The sequence below is a fragment of the Nonomuraea gerenzanensis genome (assembly GCF_020215645.1).
GTDB lineage: Bacteria > Actinomycetota > Actinomycetes > Streptosporangiales > Streptosporangiaceae > Nonomuraea > Nonomuraea gerenzanensis.
Map to the genome: position 1 here is coordinate 5,218,341 of NZ_CP084058.1, position 15,734 is coordinate 5,234,074.

The window sequence follows — 15,734 nt, forward strand, 5'->3', positions numbered from 1 at the left end:
GGCGGTCACTCGGACGGATTCTAGGCGGCCAGGGCCCGGCGATCGACCTTTCCGTTGGCGGTCTGCGGCAGGCCGGGGACGAGGGTGATCTCCCTGGGGAACTTGTGCGGCGCCAGCCGGCCCCGTACGTACGCCTTCAGCTCCTCGGGGGAGACCGGCGAGGTGGCCACCACGTAGGCCCGCGGCCGGCTCAGGCCGCCCGCCTGCTCGCCCACCACCACGCACTCGCGCACCGAGGGATGCGTCAGCAGGCAGTTCTCTATCTCGGCGGGCGCGATCCACACCCCGCCCACCTTCAGCAGGTCGTCGGCCCTGCCGTGGAAGCGGTAGAAGCCGTCGGCGTCCCTGCTGACCAGGTCGCCGGACAGGACGGTGCGCTCGCCCACGAACGTGCGCGCCGACTTGACCGGCTCCTGCCAGTACTCCGCCGCCACCGTGTCACCGGTGATCTCCAACCGGCCGACGTCGCCGTCACGGACCTCCGCGCCGTCCTCGTCCACCACCCTGGCGCGGTAGCCGGGCACCAGCTCGCCGAGCGTGCCGGGGCGCACCCGTCCCGGCCGGTTGGACAGGTAGATGTGGTACGCCTCCGAGGAGCCGATGCCGTCGACCACCTCCACGCCGAACGTGTCGAGCCAGCGCCGGTGCAGCTCGGGCGGGAGCGGCTCGCCCGCCGACGTGCACAGCCGCAGGCAGCTCAGGTCCTGCCGGGCCGCGTCGGGGTGGGCCAGCATCGCGCTCATCATGGTCGGCACGTTCACCAGGATCGTCGGGCGGTGCTCGGCGATCAGCTCGAAGATGGTCTCGGCCCTGCTCCGCTCGGGGAAGACCACGCCCGCCGCGCCGGCGCCGAACGGGAACAGCGCGGCCAGGTCGCGGGCGTAGCCGAAGAACAGCTTCGGCACCGGCAGCACGACGTCGTCCTCCCGGATGCCCAGCACGCCCCGCGCGTACTGCTCGAAGCTGCGGTGCGGGCTGCGCGCGGGCAGCACGCAGGCGCGCGGCGCGCCCGTGCTGCCGGTGGTGAACTTCCAGATCGCCGGCTCCTCCGGCGCCACGTGGACGGGGTCGAGCCGGTCGGACTGGGCGCCGACGAGCGTGTCGAAGTGGTGCTCGCCGGCGCGCAGCCCGCCGCGCGGGTAACCCGTCACCAGCAGGCCGGTCGCGCCCGCGGCGCGCAGGTTGTCCAGGACGGCGGGGTCGGCCAGGATGACCTTGGGCTCGGTGTAGCCGACGAAGTAGCGGTAGTCCTTGGGCCGCAGGTAGGTGTAGACCTCGGCGGTGACGGCGCCGATCTGCTGGGCGCCGTACCAGGTGGCGACGAACTCCGCGCCGTCGCCCGCCGCGATGAGGACCCGGTCGCCGCGGCGCACGCCGAGCGCGCGCAGCGCGTTGCCGGCCCGGGCGGCCAGGGCCCGCAGCTCGCCGTAGCTGATCGGGCCCGCGCGGGTGATGAGCGCGGTCGCGTCCGCCCGGCCGCCGCCGAGGAAGCGCGTGGTGATGTTGTAGGAGTCCATGCCTCCACGGTGCCTGCGCCCCCCGTCACGGGACAGCGGCGGGCCGCGCAGCAAGCTGGGCGTGGCTGGCAGGTTGCTGTCAGCGGCCGGGCTTCTCTGCGATTGCTCGATCAGGGGCGGCACGTTGACTGCCGTGGCGGGCGCCACCTGTACTGAAGGCACGCAGGCTTCCCTGTTCCCGGTTGAGGAGTGGCTATGGCGTCCATGCCCGCAGGCTCGTGGTCGGCCACCGGTGTGGACGAGGTGGTCGACTGCCTGGGCGGCGCCGTACACCTGGCCTACGCGGAGGCGGCCAGTGAGAGGGCCGGTGAGAGGGCCGGTGAGGTCGCGGCGATCGTGGCGGGCTTCTCCGGGCACGAGGCGCGCACGCGGGCGCGCGCCCGCGCCAGGGCGTCGGCGGTGCGCGCGCTGCGCGAGCTGGCCGAGCGGCCGCCCACGGGCGCGCGGGCGCGCGGCGGCAAGGAGCTGCGGCTGGACGACTTCCTCGCCGACCCGCCCGCGAGTACGGGCGTCGTGCTGCCCGGCGTGGGCCTGCTGAGCGGCAACCGCTACCTGCTGCCCGCCGAGGTGGTGTGGCTGGAACGGCAGGAGTGCCGGGTCGAGCCGGCCACGAGCGGGGTGGTGGACCACGGCGTGGCCGAGGCGATCGCGGAGATCTTCGCCCACGACGTGGTGGCCCGCTGGTGGGCCGATCCGCGTCGGCCGCTGCTGCGGGTCTCCGAGCAGCTCGACCGGCTGCTGCCGCCCGGGGTGATGGCCTCGGCCACCGGGCTCGGCCTGCGGGTGTCGGCGTTCGTGCTGTCGGCGCAGGACGCCAGCGTCGCGCTGGTGACCGTGGGCGGGGACGCGGGCGCGCTGGCCGTCGCCGCCGACCGTACGGTGAAGTCGGCGGTGAGCGAGGCGTTCCTGCTGGCCATGGCGTCCAGGGCGCAGCCGTGGCACACGCTGCCGCTGCCCGACTCGCTGCGCCGCTTCGCGGTGTGGCACCGCGAGGGCGACTACGCGGCGTACCTGGAGGGCATGGCCGTCGAGGCCGACACGTCGCTGGTGCACGAGCTGGGCGGGCTGCGCCCGGCGAGCTGGCCGGAGATCGCCGGGCACCGGTTCGGCCACGAGCCCGTCGCGGTGGAGCCGCAGGCGCCCGGGCAGGTCGTCAAGGTGGTGTGCCCCGGCGCCGCCTGCTACCGGGCCACCCGGTCGGCCACCGTGCTGCCCTGCCCCGTCCCCTGACACCGCACGTTGCGAGGGGACGCGGCGCGTTCCGGCGCCGATGATGGTGCCAGGAGCTCCATGTGCAGGTAGGAGGTGCGCGATGGACCTCTCGGTCATCGGCATCACACCACAGGCGGAACAGGTCTACCGGTTCTTCCTCAAGCACAAGGGTGAGGGTGTCGGCTCCGTGCCGGAGGCGCTCGGCATGGACCCCGACACGGTCGAGGAGGCCGTGGACCTGCTCGGCAGGCTGTCCATGCTGGACCTCACCGACCGCTACCGCGTCACCGCCACGGACCCGCGCGTGGCCATCGAGCGCCTGGTCGAGCAGCGCATGGAGGAGCTGAACGCGGAGATCAGGCGGGTCTTCAGCGCCCGCGACGCCATCTCCTCCTTCCAGGACGACAAGCGGGAGGGCGACAAGGTCGCCGCGATCCTCGACATCGAGCGGGTCGAGGACGGCGCCCGCGTCCGCCAGCGCCTGGACGACCTGGCCTTCTTCTGCTACAAGGAGACGCTCTGCCTGCACCCCGGCGGCCCGTTCACCGAGGTGATGATCGAGTCGGCGCTGCCGCTCGACCAGCGGTCGCTGCGCCGCGGGCTCGCGCTCAAGCAGATCTTCCACCCGAAGGCGATCGAGGACCAGCGCATGCTGTCCTACCTGCGCGAGCTGGTCAACCTCGGCGCCGAGATCCGCATCACCGACCAGCACATGGACCGCATGCTGATGTACGACCGCAGCGTGGCCGTCGTGCCCATCGACCCCTCCCACCACTCCGCCGGCGCGCTCCTGGTGCGCGAGCCCGGCCTGATCTCGCAGCTCTACATCTACTTCGAGGGCCTGTGGAAGAGCGCCGTGGACCTGCGCCACCACCTCGACCCGCCCGACGAGGAGCCGGCGCTGTCGCAGATGGAGCAGCGCATCCTCACCGTGATGGCGACGGCGGACAAGGACGAGATCGCCGCCCGCGAGCTCGACATCTCCGTGCGCACCTACCGCCGCTACGTCGCCGACCTCATGGCCAGGCTCGGCGCCGCCAACCGCTTCCAGGCGGCGCTGCGGGCGAAGGAGGAGAACTGGATCTGACGGTGCGTCCGGCACACCAAGAGGTGACACCCACCGGGCTCCGATCTTTCACTGAAGGATACGGAGAAGCCTGTGAGGAGCAGACGATGAGCATCTCTGAGCTGGACATCACCGCGGAAGAACTCGAACAGGCCGTCCTGCCGGCGCCCCCCTCGATGGACCGGCTCCGTGACGAGCTGGGCAGGTTGCGCCAGGACATCGCCGACGGCGACCACCGGGGCGTGGAGCGGCAGCGCGCCCTGGGCAAGCGCACCGCGCGCGAGCGGCTGGACCTCCTGCTGGACGAGGGCTCGTTCGTGGAGCTGGACATGTTGCGCAGGCACCGCGCGCAGGGGCTGGGCATGGAACGGCAGCGGCCGCACACCGACGGGGTCGTCACCGGCTCCGGCACGATCGACGGCCGCCGCGTGTTCGTCTACGCGCAGGACTTCACCCTCTTCGGCGGCTCGCTCGGCGAGGCGCACGCCCTGAAGATCCAGAAGGTGATGGAGCTGGCGCTGTCCACCGGGGCGCCGTTCATCGGGCTGAACGACAGCGGCGGCGCCCGGATCCAGGAAGGCGTCATGTCGCTCAACGGCTACGGCGGCATCTTCCAGCGCTATGTGCAGGCGTCGGGCGTGATCCCGCAGATCAGCGTGGTGCTCGGCCCGTGTGCCGGCGGCGCGGCCTACTCCACGGCGCTGGCCGACTTCACGTTCATGGCAGGCGACACCGCCCAGCTCTACCTGACCGGGCCCGACGTGGTGGAGGCGGTGACGGGCGAGCGCGTGACGCACGCCGAGCTGGGCGGCGCGCAGGTGCACGGCAGCCGCTCCGGCGTGGCCACGTTCGTGCACGACGACGAGGAGGAGTGCCTGGCCTCGGTGCGCGACCTGCTGTCGATGTTGCCGAGCAACAACCTGGGCAGACCGCCCGCCGCGCCGCCCTGCGGCGCGGCGGCCGACGTGCGTCCCCGCCTCGCCGAGATCGTGCCCGCCGAGCAGCACAAGCTGTACGACATGCGTGAGGTGCTGGCGGAGCTGGTGGACGACGGGGACTTCCTGGAGACCCACCGGAACTGGGCGGGCAACGTGATCTGCGCCCTGGCCAGGATCGACGGCGAGGTGGTCGGCGTGGTGGCCAACCAGCCGACCGTGCTGGCCGGCGTGCTCGACGCGAAGGCCGCGCAGAAGGCGGCGCGCTTCGTCAGGTTCTGTGATGCCTTCTCCATCCCGCTGGTGACGCTCGTGGACGTGCCCGGCTTCCTGCCCGGCAAGGACCAGGAGTACGAGGGCGTCATCAGGCACGGCGCCAAGCTGCTGTACGCCTACTGCGAGGCGACGGTGCCGCGCATCTCGGTCATCCTCAGGAAGGCGTACGGGGGCGCGTACATCGTCATGGACTCGCGCTCCATCGGCACCGACCTGTCGCTGGCCTGGCCCACCAACGAGGTCGCCGTGATGGGCGCCGAGGGCGCCGTGAACATCGTCTACCGCCGGCAGCTCGCCGCCGCCGCCGATCCCGTCACCGAGCGGGCCGAGCTGCTCGAACGCTACAAACGCGAGCTCATCCATCCCACCTACACCGCCGAGCGCGGGCTCGTGGACGACGTGATCGACCCCGCCGACACCAGGGCGGCGCTCGCCCGCGGCCTGGCCATGCTGCGCGACAAGCGCAAGCACAGCGCGCCGCGCAAGCACGGCAACGTCCCGCTCTGACCCGCCTGTACACCCTCCCAGCCCGCCTCTCCCAGCCCGCCTCTCCCCGCCCGCCCCTTCAGCCCGCCCCTTCAGCCCGCCCCTTCAGCCCGCCCCTTCAGCCCGGCCTCGGTGTCACCGAGGCCGGGCTTTTCGCGTGCTCAGCGGCCCTGCCTGACAACATGCGGTGCCCCGCATGCAGCTTCCTGCCTCCCCGACGCCTCGATCGGCGGCCCCCGCCACCGCACAGTGGAGCTGTGAGGACATGACCCCGAACAGGGAGGCACGACATGAAGCGCACTTTCCTCCACGGGCGGAGGGTCCTGCCGCCATGGTGATCCAGCTGACGATGCGCCAGGCGCACGGCCTGCCGCTGCCGGCGACGCCGGTGGACGGCATCCGCATCATGGCGCTGCTGCCCGCAGGGTGGCACAAGGACCTCGCCCAGGCCACCGGTGCCATCGTCATCCGCGTCCGCCCCGACGAGCCGCTCACGAGCGCTCAGGTGGGCGAGCGGGTGCGCGAGATCCTCGCCAACCCGGAAGTGGACCGTTGGGAACTGGTGGGCTGCCACCGCCTTGTCACGCGTGAGGCCAGGGAGGACGACAGATGATTGCTTCGGTGCTGACGCAGGGACAGTGCCAGATCTGGTGGGCGGGTCCGGACGACCGGACCGAGGAGAGCATGGCCGTGGTGCTGAGCGAGCGGGAGCTGGGCAGGGCGGCGCGGTTCCGCCGCGCGGCCGACCGCCGCCGTTTCGTCACGGGAGCGTGGCTGCTGCGGACGGCGAGCGCCGCCCAGCTCGGCACCAGCCCGCAGGAGGTGGCGGTCGACCGCTCCTGCCCGGATTGCGACCGCTACCACGGCAAGCCCGAGCTGACGGGCGACGGCGCCCACCTGCACGTGTCCATCTCCCACTCCGGTGACCGGGTGGTGGTGGCGCTGAGCGAGGAGGGGCCGCTGGGCGTGGACGTGGAGGCCGTCCCGGCCGAGCCCGTGGACGACCTGGCGCGCTGCGCGCTCACCTCGTGGGAGCAGGCCCAGCTGGACGCGCTGCCCCGGCACGAGCGCTACGAGGCCTTCGTCAGGCTCTGGGTACGCAAGGAGGCGGCGCTCAAGGCCACCGGGCACGGCCTGCGGGTCCCGCCCACGGAGGTGGAGGTCAGCGGCCCCTTCGCCGAGCCGGCGCTGCTGAGCTGGCCGCTGGACGTGCCTCCCGGGCACGTACGCTTCCGCACGCTGCACCCCGGCGACGGGTACGCCGCCGTGGTGGCGGTCATCACCGAGGAGAGCGCGATCACCGTCGCCGAGCGGCGGGCGATGCCGGGGCGCAGCACGACGCGCGTGCCGGACGACGCCCTGCTCGTGGCGGCCTGAGAGACACCGAGGCCCCGCCAGGCCCCGCTGCCGCACCATCGTGACAGCGGGACCTGGCGGGGCTGCGCCGTCACGAGCGCGTGACGGCCGGGGCGCGGCGGGGGCGCCGGCCGTACAGGAACCACAGGATGGCCGCGGCGGCGGCCAGCAGCAGCACGCGGAACATCCACTCGCCGGAGCCGCCGGGCCCGTACACCCTGGCGGGCGCGCCGACGTCCACGGCGGGCACGGCCAGACCGGCCCGGTGCGTGGCACGGTCGCTGCCGTACAGCTCGACACCGCGCAGCAGGACCGTCCCGTCGGCGGAGCTGAAGTCACCGGTCCACACGCACGACTCGTGACCGGGATGCCGCAGGCAGCTCAGCTCACGCGGCACGAACCGTCCCGCCTCGCCCTGCGCGAACGCGGCCCGCAGCACCGTACCGGCGTCCTGCGCCCCCAGATAGACCAGCAGCCCCGCGAAGAGAGTGAGCACCACGGAGAAGCCGGACACCCGGGCACGCCTGCCCGCCGCCGTCCCCGACGCGGTCACCAGCTGGGCGCCACGGCGCAGGTGCAGCGCATGCCGGCACCTTCGGACACGCGCGGACGCCGATGCAGCAGCACCGCCACCACCATCGGCGCGAACACCAGCGCGTTGTAGAACAGGTGCAGCTCCATCCGCGGCACCAGGAGCTGGATGAGGCTCGTCGGCGCGGGCCGGCCCAGCAGGTTCGCCCCCGCCAGCGCCTGGACGAGCAGCAGCAGGTGCTCCAGGTGATGCCACACCTGGATGCCGAGCGAGACGTTCCACCACGTACGCGACCTGCCGACGAACCCGCTCCGCAACATGATGAGCCCGGTCAGCATCAGCAACGCGTACCCGTAGTGCATCCACTCCGATGAGATCAGCCACGGGAAGGGCACGCCGAGCAGGCCACGCGCCTCCTTCAGCGGCCAGCCCAGCGCGTAGACCTGCACCGCCTGCGCGAGGTGCTCGCCCCAGTGGGCGACCACCACGACCATGAACGCCGTGAGCGCGGCCTTGTGGTGGCGCGCGTTGAGACCGGCGGGCAGCGTTTCCGTGCGCATGCCTGTACCTCGATTCCGACCTGGGAGTTTTCCCTCAGCCTGAATCGAGGCACGGAACGCGGCATCTCAGAACGTGCGCAGTTGCACGAGCAACTGCTTGGTGGTCAGCGTGACCCCGCAGGAGCCGGCCACGAAGCGGAGCGTCTGCAGGTGGTCGGCGGCGGTGCGGTCGGCGATGGCGTCGGCCACGATGTAGGGCTGGATGTCGTGGGTGAAGGCGTCGAGCGCCGTCGCCAGCACGCCGGCGTGCGCGTACACGCCCGCGATGAGAAGCTGGTCGCGGCCGGACTCGCGCATCCGCCACAGCAGCGTGGAGTCGTGGAAGGCGCTGTAACGCTTCTTGGCGATGAGCCAGTCGTGCGGCCTGGGGGCCACGCAGTCGGGGAAGCGCCGCTGAGCCGCGTCCAGCCGGGGGCCGCGCTCCTCCTGGAAGTCCCTGAGCAGGCCCTGCTGCTGCTCGCTCATCAGCCCCGGCTGCGCCGCGTACGCGACGGGGACGCGCCAGCGCGTGCACTGCTCGCGCAGCTCGGCGACGTTGCTCAACAGGTCGCGCAGCGGGGCCTCGCCGTGCGGGAAGGCGTCCAGCACGCTGTTGCGCATGTCGAGCAACAGGAGCACGGCACGCCGCGGGTCGGGCGTCCACGGTGGAGTGTTCTCGGGAAGCTCTCCCGTGTCCGGCATCGGATAAGGCTCGAATTCCGCAACAATCGTCATGTCAGCTCACCCGTAGAAATCTCGGCTTTCCATCATGATCGCCTCAAGTGCATTGTCGCGGAAGGGTGGTACGGCGGCAGGAAGCTGCCTTCCTGTCGCCGTTTCTTGCCAGCCCGGCATTTTCTCACCGGCCTAGAACGGTAGCTTCTTGCCGGACGGCGTGCGCAGGTCGAGCTGGGTGGGCGCGGGCTTCTTGGTGGGCTTGGAAACGCGAATACGTCGCATGATGAACTCCGTTCGGATTCCCCTGCCTGCGACGGTAACCGCTTGCCGGAATTCCCGGTTCTCGTGCCGTGCCCAGCGCCGAGGAGAGCAATTTCGGAGATGTCCGCGCGGGCGCGGAGTGCGAGCCTCGTTGACGACGGGCACGCCGGCCCGACGAGGAGGCGCGATGCTGAGGCTGCCGACTCCCAGCGGAGCGGAGCTCGTCGCCCGCGCGGCGGATCTGGCGCGGGCCCTGCGCGGCAAGGCCGCCCCGGCCGGGCGCGACGGCGCCCCGCACGCGGAGACCCTGGAGGCGATGACGCTGGCGGGCGTGTTCCGGCTGTGCGTGCCCGCGCGCTTCGGCGGCTACGAGGCGGACGCGGGCACCGTGGCCGCGGTCGCCGCCGAGCTGGCCGGGGCCGACGGCGCCGTGTCGTGGGCGGCCGCCGCCTCGTGGAGCGCGGCGTGGGCCTGCGCGATGTTCCCCGAGCAGGCGCAGGAGGACGTGTTCCGCACCGCGGACGTCCGCATGTGCGGCACCCTGCGGCCCACCGCGATGGCCTTCGAGACCGGCGACGGCATCGAGATCAACGGCAGGTGGGGGCAGATCGCCGGCGCGGCGCACAGCCAGTGGCAGCTCATCGCCGCGATGCGCGTGGGCGCCGACGGCCGGCCCACCCACGTCCTGGCCCTGGCCAGGACGTCCGACCTGAAGCTGGTGGACGGCTGGGACGCCCCTGGGCTGCGCGGCTGCGGCGGCGCCGGCACGGTCGCCGACCACCTCTTCGTCCCGGCCCACCGCGTGCTGCCCCTGCGTGAGGCCCTGCGCGGCTCCGCCTCACGCGCCCCGCTCGTGCCCTTCGCCTCCGTCTGCGCGGCCGGCGCGGCACTCGGCCTCGCCCGTGCCGCCCGGGAGGCGTTCGCCGAGCGCGTCACGTACGGCAGGCTCGCCGACACCGACTACGAGAGCCGCGCCGCCGCCCCGATGACGCACCTGCGGGTCGCCGACGCCACGATGCAGATCGACGAAGCCGAGTTCCACACCCGCCGCCTGGCCGCGCTCGTGGACGGCAAGAGCGCGCGGGCCCAGGAGTGGAGCCTGGCGGAGCGCGCCAGGGCGCGGGCGGAGGCGGGCGAGGTGTGCAGGCTCGCCCGGCAGGCGGCCGACACGCTGGCGGCGGCGGGCGACGAGACCTCGATCCGCGACGACGAGCCCCTCCACCGCATCGCCCGCGACCTCGCCACCCTGTCCCTGCACAGCCTGACCCACCCGGCGACGGGCGCCGAACTGTACGGCCGCACTTTGTGCGGCCTGCCGCCTCACACGCTGTACGTCTGAGGCGCGGGATCCTGCCTGCGCCGTACGGGCGGACGCGGGGCACCGCTCGCACCCGGCCAGGACCTGACGATGCGGGAACGTCCCGCGTTGCCGGCCCCCAGCACGTCGGTCAGCGCCGCCAGCCGCGCCGGGTCACCCGAGCGCAGCGCCGCCACCACCGAGTCGAGGTCACCGGCGACGGCCTCCAGCACGTCGGCGACGGGCTCGGCGTTGTGCTCCAGGATGTCGCACCACAGCCCGGACGGCCCGCCCGCCACGCGCGTGACGTCCAGCAGCCCCCGCCCGGCGAGGATCAGCGCCGCCTCACCCGCCCCGGCGAACCGGGCCGCCAGCGTCGAGGACACCACGTGCGGGGCATGCGACACCGCGGCGGCGGCCCGGTCGTGATCCTCGGCCCCCATCGCCACCACCCGCGCGCCGCACGCGCTCACCAGCGTGGTCACGGCGCGCACGGCGTGCGGCGACAGCGCCGGATGGTGACACACCGCCCACGGCCGCCCCTCGAACAGGTCGGCACTCGCGGCTCCCGGCCCGGACGACTCGCGCCCGGCCATCGGGTGCCCGGGCACGAAGCTCCCCAGGTCACACCCCGCAGCCTCGGCCTCCGCGAGCAGCCGCGCCTTGACGCTGGCCACGTCCGTGTAGAGCACCCCGAGGCCGCGCGCCTGCGCCCAGCGCAACATCGGCACGACGGCGGACGGCGGCGTGGCGATCACCACCACATCAGCGGGCCCCGACCCCCAAGGCACTCCCACACCCGCCTCTTGCGTAACGCCTCCGTCCGAAGCCGCACCCGCCGGCAGCGGCACCCCCGCACCCCGGCTCACGGCCGTCGCCACCGCACGCGGATCGCGGTCGGCGAGCGCCACGCGGACCCCGGCCCGGCGCAGGGCGAGCCCCACCGACGTGCCGATCAACCCGCACCCGATCACCGTGACCTTGCGCACCGCCCACCCGGGCGTCGTTGAGGTGCCAGATCCTGACATGGCAGTGCCTTCCCTGACGAGGCCTTCACGTTGACGTGGCCTTCACACTGGCGCGGCCTTCACGCTGGCGTGGCCTTCACGCTGGCGCGGCCTTCACGCTCCCGACCATGGTGCGCGCCCGCCCCACCGCCGGGCAGCGCCCCACCAGGTCCCCTTGCTGCACGGGCACGGCACCTTCCTGCCACGCCAGGCCAGGGTCCGCGTCCCGCACCCCTGCCTACGCTCGCGGCATGTCCTTCCACGAACTGCTGACCAGACCCGTCAGGGCCCCCGACCGCGTCATCCGCTTCGGCCCGCACCCCGACCAGGTCATCGACGTCCACCTCCCACCCCGGGAGACCGCGCCCGCGGTGGTCCTGCTGCACGGGGGCTTCTGGCTGTCGCAGTACGACAGGTCGCACACCCGCCCCATGGCCACCGCACTGGCGGACCTCGGGCACCGCGTGTACGTCCCGGAGTACCGCAGGCTGGGTCAGGAGGGCGGCGGCTACCCGGGCACCTTCGACGACGTGGCCACCGCGATCGACCTCGTCGCCGCCGAGCGGCGGGGCCGTGGCGGGGTCACCGTGGTGGGCCACTCGGCGGGCGGGCACCTGGCCCTCTGGTCGGCCCTGCGGCACCGCCTGCCGGCCTCCTGCCCGTGGCGCGGCGAGCCCGCCGTGGAGGCGGTGGTGGCCCTGGCGGCCCTGTCCGACCTGGGAGCGGCGTTCACCTCAGGGCTCGGCGGGGGAGCGGCGGCGCGCCTGGTGCACGGCCGCGCGGAGCTGACCGGCCTCCTCGATCCGGTACGGCTGCTGCCCCTCGCCCCCACGACCCGCGTCGCCCTCGTGCACGGCACCCGGGACCGGCTCGTGCCCGTGGAGATGAGCCGCAGGTTCGCCGCCCGCGCGGCCGTCGCGCTCACCGAGATCGAGGACGCCGGGCACTTCGCCCTCATCGACCCGCTCTCCGCCGCGTGGCCCGCGGTGATCCGCGCCCTCACCCCATCGGGCGGTGGCAGGAAGCGGTCACCGGCCTGCACCTTGCTGGCCGCCCGCACCCCCTTCTCCCGGGCCTGATCGCCGCACACTGAAAAGGCCGGACACTACCGAGAACGAAGGGTACAAAATGACCAACGTCACCTTTCTGGATAACCGCAATACCGCGAATTGGCCGCCGCGCTGGGAGGAATTCGTCAACCACGCCGGCGGCAGAACCGCTCACATCACGTTACATTCGGACGAACCGGGAATCCGCGGCCTGTTCCGCTACCGCCCGGAGGCCGCGCAGCCGCTGAACCTGCTGTCCGAGGTGCTCCTGTGCGGTGACGGCACGCTGACCAGAGGCGAGCGCGAGCTGATCGCGGCCTACGTGTCGTCGCTCAACCGCTGCCGCTTCTGCTACCACACCCACGCCGCCTTCGCCGCCGTCCGCGTCCCCGGTGGCATGGAACTGGTCGATCAGGTACGCGCCGACCCCGAGACCGCCCCCGTCCCCGGCAAGCTCAAGGCCCTGCTGGCGATCGCGGCGGCGGTGCAGCGCGGCGGCCAGGAGGTCACGCCCGAGCACGTGGCCGCGGCCAGGCGGGAAGGGGCCACGGACGACGAGATCCACGACACGGTGCTGATCGCGGCGGCGTTCTGCATGTACAACCGCTACGTGGACGGCCTGGCGACGCTGGCCTGCGACGACCCCGAGCACTACGCGGAGCGGGCCCGGCTGACCAGCGGCTACGTGGCCACCTGGAACGACGCCCTGCGGGAGGCCTCCTGAACGGCCACGGCCGAGCCCGCCACGGCCGAGCCCGTCACGGCCGAGCCCGTCACGGCCGAGCCCACCACGGCCGAGCACGGCGCGGACCCCGTACAGGCGCCCGCGCCTCACCGCCCGTCAGGCGAAGAACTCATCCACGGAGTAGGGATCGTACGGATAGCTCGTCCGCTCGCTGATCCTGCCACCGCTCAACCGGAAGAGCTGCAGGCCATGGTCGTTGAGGGTGCGCCCGTCCCGTTCACCGCGGATCGACAGCACGGCGGCCACGCGGTCCCCGCCGGCGAGGAAGTCCTCCGGCTCCAGCCGCAGCCCGCCGGAGGCGGCCTCGGCCAGCCGGGACAGGTAGCCGAGCACCTCCTCCTTGCCCCGGTAGTCCCTGGCCATCGGGCCGCGGCCGGGGACGTGGAAGACCACGTCGTCGGTGAGCAGATCTCGCAGGACGTCCAAGTCGCCCTTGGCGAGAGCGTCGTAGAAACCGCTGGCGACAGTGATGTGGGAATGTTCGGTCATGGAGTTCCGTCCCATCGCAAACAGGGCTGATGAGCCGTTCGCGACCTTACGCTGCGTAGATCCACAAAACAAGAAGACGTCCGAAATATGCTCATAAATGAGGAAAAGAGGACATTGACAGTGGATGAGCGACGACCCGATCATGCAGGAGGTGACCGACCGGATCGGCCGAAAATGAGGAGCATTAATGCCCCATATCCCCATCGATTCTGGTGAGCCCGGAATTCGCGGCCTCTTCGCCTTCCGCCCCGAGACGGCGGGACCGCTGAACGCCCTGGCCGAGACGCTGCTGCGCGGCGACAACACGCTCACGCGCGGCGAACGGGAGCTGATCGCCACCTACGTGTCGAACCTCAACGAGTGCCGCTTCTGCACCGCCTCGCACGCCGCGTTCGCCGCCGCCCAGCTGCCCGGCGGCATGGACCTGGTCGACCGGGTCCGCGCGGGCACGGCGGGCACCGAGATCTCGCCGAAGCTCACCGCCCTGCTGGCGATCGCCGCCGCCGTGCAGCGCAGCGGCCGCGAGGTCACCGGTGACCTCGTGGCGGCTGCCAGGGCAGAGGGCGCCACCGACCAGGAGATCCACGACACGGTGCTGATCGCGGCGGCGTTCTGCATGTTCAACCGGTACGTGGACGGCCTGGCCACGCACGCCCCCGACGACCCGGCCGGCTACGCCGCCGCGGCCGAGCGCGTCGTGCGGTACGGCTACGGCCACCCCGCCCCGCAGCAGGCGGGACACGCCGGGTGACGCACGACCACCGCTACCTGATCATCGGCGCGGGCCCCGGCGGCCTCCAGCTCAGCCACTTCCTGCAGCGGGCCGGAGCCGACTACGTCACGCTGGAGCGGGAGGAGTCGCCCGGCGGCTTCTTCCGCCGCTTCCCGCGCCACCGGCGGCTGATCTCGCTGAACAAGGTCCACACCGGCGAGAAGGACCGCGAGATCCAGCTCCGCTGGGACTGGAACTCGCTGCTCAACGAGGGCCCCGAGCTGACCTTCCCCAGCTATTCGCAGGAGTACTTCCCGCACGCCGACGACCTGCTGCGCTACCTCGCCGACTTCCAGCGCGTGCATGACCTGCGCGTCCGCTACGCCACGCCGGTGCTGCGGGTGGAGCGGAGCGGCGGCCGGTTCGCCGTGCACACCGCCGGTGACCTCTACCGCGCCGACTGCGTGATCGTGGCCACCGGGTTCGGCGGGCCGCACGTGCCCGACATCCCCGGCATCGAGCTGGCCACCGGCTACGAGGACGTGCCGGCCGGCGGCGAGGGCTTCGCCGGGCAGCGGGTGCTCATCCTCGGCAAGGGCAACTCGGCGTTCGAGACCGCCCAGGCGCTGCTGCCGTACGCGTCGGTGATCCACCTGGCCAGCCCCAGCCCCGTACGGCTGACCTGGGCCAGCAAGCACCCCGGGCACGTGCGCGGCCAGTACGGCGCGCTGCTGGACAGCTACTGGTTCAAGACGCTGCACGCCGTGCTGGAGTGCACGGTGGACCGGATCTGGCGGGAGAACGGCGGCTTCCGGGCCGCGATCACCTACACGCTCGCCGACGGCGAGCAGGCGGTGCTCGACTACGACGCCGTGCTGCGCTGCACCGGCTTCACCATGGACACCGGGCCGTTCGACGCCTCCTGCCGGCCCGAGCTGGCCCCGAACGGCCGCATCCCGGCCATCCGCCCCGACTTCCAGTCCGCCAACGTCGACGGCCTCTACTTCGCCGGCACGCTCATGCAGGCCCGCGACTTCAAGCGCGCGTCCTCGGCGTTCATCGACGGCTTCCGCTACAACCTGCGCACGCTGGCCGCGCTCCTGCGCGAACGCTACGACGGCGTGCCGCTGCGCTCGCGCGAGCTGCCCGCCGACGCCGGGCTGCTGACCGACGACGTGCTCGGCCGCGTCAATCACAGCTCGGCGCTGTGGACCCAGTTCGAGTACCTGGCGGACGCGTACGTGATCGACGCGGCGAACCGGACGGCCCGGCACTTCGAGGACCTCCCGGAGGACTACGCCGTCTCCCGCTTCGCCGCGGAGGACCTGCTGCTCACCGTCACCCTGCGCTGGGGCCCCCGCGACCGGCACCCCGACGTGTTCGCCATCCGCCGCCACCCGACGCCGGACCGCGCCGACGAGTGCGCCTTCCTGCACCCCGTCGTCCGGGTCTGGCGGCGCGGCGAGCAGGTAGCCGAGCGGCACCTGCTGGAGGACCTCCAGGCCCGCTGGCAGGACCCGGTACGCCACGCCGCCCCGCTGCGCGCCTTCCTGGCCGAGCACCTGCCCGCCGCCTGA

16 protein-coding genes are annotated in these 15,734 nt (G+C 72.7%); 10 read left to right on the forward strand and 6 right to left on the reverse strand.

The genetic code is table 11. The features are described from left to right. Window positions 1–20: 20 nt before the first annotated feature. Window positions 21–1,517, reverse strand: coding sequence for a benzoate-CoA ligase family protein (locus LCN96_RS24470; RefSeq protein WP_225275213.1), 1,497 nt, complete (start codon window positions 1,515–1,517; stop codon window positions 21–23). Between the two features lie 195 nt (window positions 1,518–1,712). Here LCN96_RS24470 and LCN96_RS24475 point away from each other — a divergent pair, with 195 nt between their 5' ends. The 5 genes from LCN96_RS24475 (at window position 1,713) to LCN96_RS24495 (ending at window position 6,869) form a co-directional block, all read left to right on the forward strand. After that, the gene (locus LCN96_RS24475) at window positions 1,713–2,747 is read left to right on the forward strand and encodes a hypothetical protein (RefSeq protein ID WP_225275214.1); all 1,035 of its coding nucleotides are present in this window, start codon (window positions 1,713–1,715) and stop codon (window positions 2,745–2,747) included. Window positions 2,748–2,829: 82 nt separating this feature from the next. After that, complete coding sequence (locus LCN96_RS24480; RefSeq protein WP_225275215.1) at window positions 2,830–3,816, forward strand: LuxR C-terminal-related transcriptional regulator; 987 nt, start codon at window positions 2,830–2,832, stop codon at window positions 3,814–3,816. Window positions 3,817–3,902: 86 nt separating this feature from the next. Then, window positions 3,903–5,513: an acyl-CoA carboxylase subunit beta gene (locus tag LCN96_RS24485; protein ID WP_225275216.1), complete on the forward strand. Its 1,611-nt coding sequence runs from the start codon at window positions 3,903–3,905 to the stop codon at window positions 5,511–5,513. Window positions 5,514–5,823: 310 nt separating this feature from the next. Next, a complete protein-coding gene (locus LCN96_RS24490; RefSeq protein WP_225275217.1) occupies window positions 5,824–6,105 on the forward strand; it encodes a hypothetical protein in 282 nt (93 codons plus the stop codon). After that, window positions 6,102–6,869: a 4'-phosphopantetheinyl transferase family protein gene (locus LCN96_RS24495; RefSeq protein WP_225275218.1), complete on the forward strand. Its 768-nt coding sequence runs from the start codon at window positions 6,102–6,104 to the stop codon at window positions 6,867–6,869. The genes LCN96_RS24490 and LCN96_RS24495 overlap by 4 nt, the downstream gene beginning before the upstream one ends. A gap of 70 nt (window positions 6,870–6,939) precedes the next feature. Here LCN96_RS24495 and LCN96_RS24500 read toward each other — a convergent pair whose 3' ends face one another. From LCN96_RS24500 to LCN96_RS24510, 3 genes are all read right to left on the reverse strand, one after another. Then, window positions 6,940–7,401 carry a hypothetical protein gene (locus LCN96_RS24500; RefSeq protein ID WP_225275219.1) on the reverse strand — a complete coding sequence of 154 codons (462 nt, stop codon included), beginning with the start codon at window positions 7,399–7,401 and terminating at the stop codon, window positions 6,940–6,942. Then, window positions 7,398–7,940: a hypothetical protein gene (locus LCN96_RS24505; RefSeq protein ID WP_225275220.1), complete on the reverse strand. Its 543-nt coding sequence runs from the start codon at window positions 7,938–7,940 to the stop codon at window positions 7,398–7,400. The genes LCN96_RS24500 and LCN96_RS24505 overlap by 4 nt, the downstream gene beginning before the upstream one ends. Before the next feature lie 66 nt (window positions 7,941–8,006). After that, window positions 8,007–8,621 carry an isochorismatase family protein gene (locus tag LCN96_RS24510; protein WP_225275221.1) on the reverse strand — a complete coding sequence of 205 codons (615 nt, stop codon included), beginning with the start codon at window positions 8,619–8,621 and terminating at the stop codon, window positions 8,007–8,009. 424 nt (window positions 8,622–9,045) lie between these two features. On the opposite strand from LCN96_RS24510, the gene LCN96_RS24515 reads away from it, so the two are divergent. Further along, window positions 9,046–10,197, forward strand: a complete 1,152-nt coding sequence (locus tag LCN96_RS24515) for an acyl-CoA dehydrogenase family protein (RefSeq protein ID WP_225275222.1) — start codon at window positions 9,046–9,048, stop codon at window positions 10,195–10,197. Here the strand turns inward: LCN96_RS24515 and LCN96_RS24520 are convergent. After that, entirely contained in the window at window positions 10,179–11,144 is a 966-nt protein-coding gene (locus LCN96_RS24520; protein ID WP_225275223.1) for a prephenate dehydrogenase, read from the reverse strand. The two genes, LCN96_RS24515 and LCN96_RS24520, sit on opposite strands and share 19 nt — an antisense overlap. A gap of 269 nt (window positions 11,145–11,413) precedes the next feature. On the opposite strand from LCN96_RS24520, the gene LCN96_RS24525 reads away from it, so the two are divergent. Both LCN96_RS24525 and LCN96_RS24530 read left to right on the forward strand, forming a co-directional pair. Further along, window positions 11,414–12,241 carry an alpha/beta hydrolase gene (locus LCN96_RS24525; RefSeq protein WP_225275224.1) on the forward strand — a complete coding sequence of 276 codons (828 nt, stop codon included), beginning with the start codon at window positions 11,414–11,416 and terminating at the stop codon, window positions 12,239–12,241. A gap of 49 nt (window positions 12,242–12,290) precedes the next feature. Beyond that, window positions 12,291–12,935: a carboxymuconolactone decarboxylase family protein gene (locus LCN96_RS24530; RefSeq protein ID WP_225275225.1), complete on the forward strand. Its 645-nt coding sequence runs from the start codon at window positions 12,291–12,293 to the stop codon at window positions 12,933–12,935. A 117-nt stretch (window positions 12,936–13,052) separates the two neighbouring features. Here LCN96_RS24530 and LCN96_RS24535 read toward each other — a convergent pair whose 3' ends face one another. Continuing rightward, the gene (locus LCN96_RS24535; RefSeq protein ID WP_225275226.1) at window positions 13,053–13,445 is read right to left on the reverse strand and encodes a nuclear transport factor 2 family protein; all 393 of its coding nucleotides are present in this window, start codon (window positions 13,443–13,445) and stop codon (window positions 13,053–13,055) included. A 187-nt stretch (window positions 13,446–13,632) separates the two neighbouring features. On the opposite strand from LCN96_RS24535, the gene LCN96_RS24540 reads away from it, so the two are divergent. Continuing rightward, window positions 13,633–14,196 carry a carboxymuconolactone decarboxylase family protein gene (locus tag LCN96_RS24540; protein ID WP_225275227.1) on the forward strand — a complete coding sequence of 188 codons (564 nt, stop codon included), beginning with the start codon at window positions 13,633–13,635 and terminating at the stop codon, window positions 14,194–14,196. Next, the gene (locus tag LCN96_RS24545; protein ID WP_225275228.1) at window positions 14,193–15,734 is read left to right on the forward strand and encodes an NAD(P)-binding domain-containing protein; all 1,542 of its coding nucleotides are present in this window, start codon (window positions 14,193–14,195) and stop codon (window positions 15,732–15,734) included. Before LCN96_RS24540 ends, LCN96_RS24545 begins: the two co-directional genes overlap by 4 nt.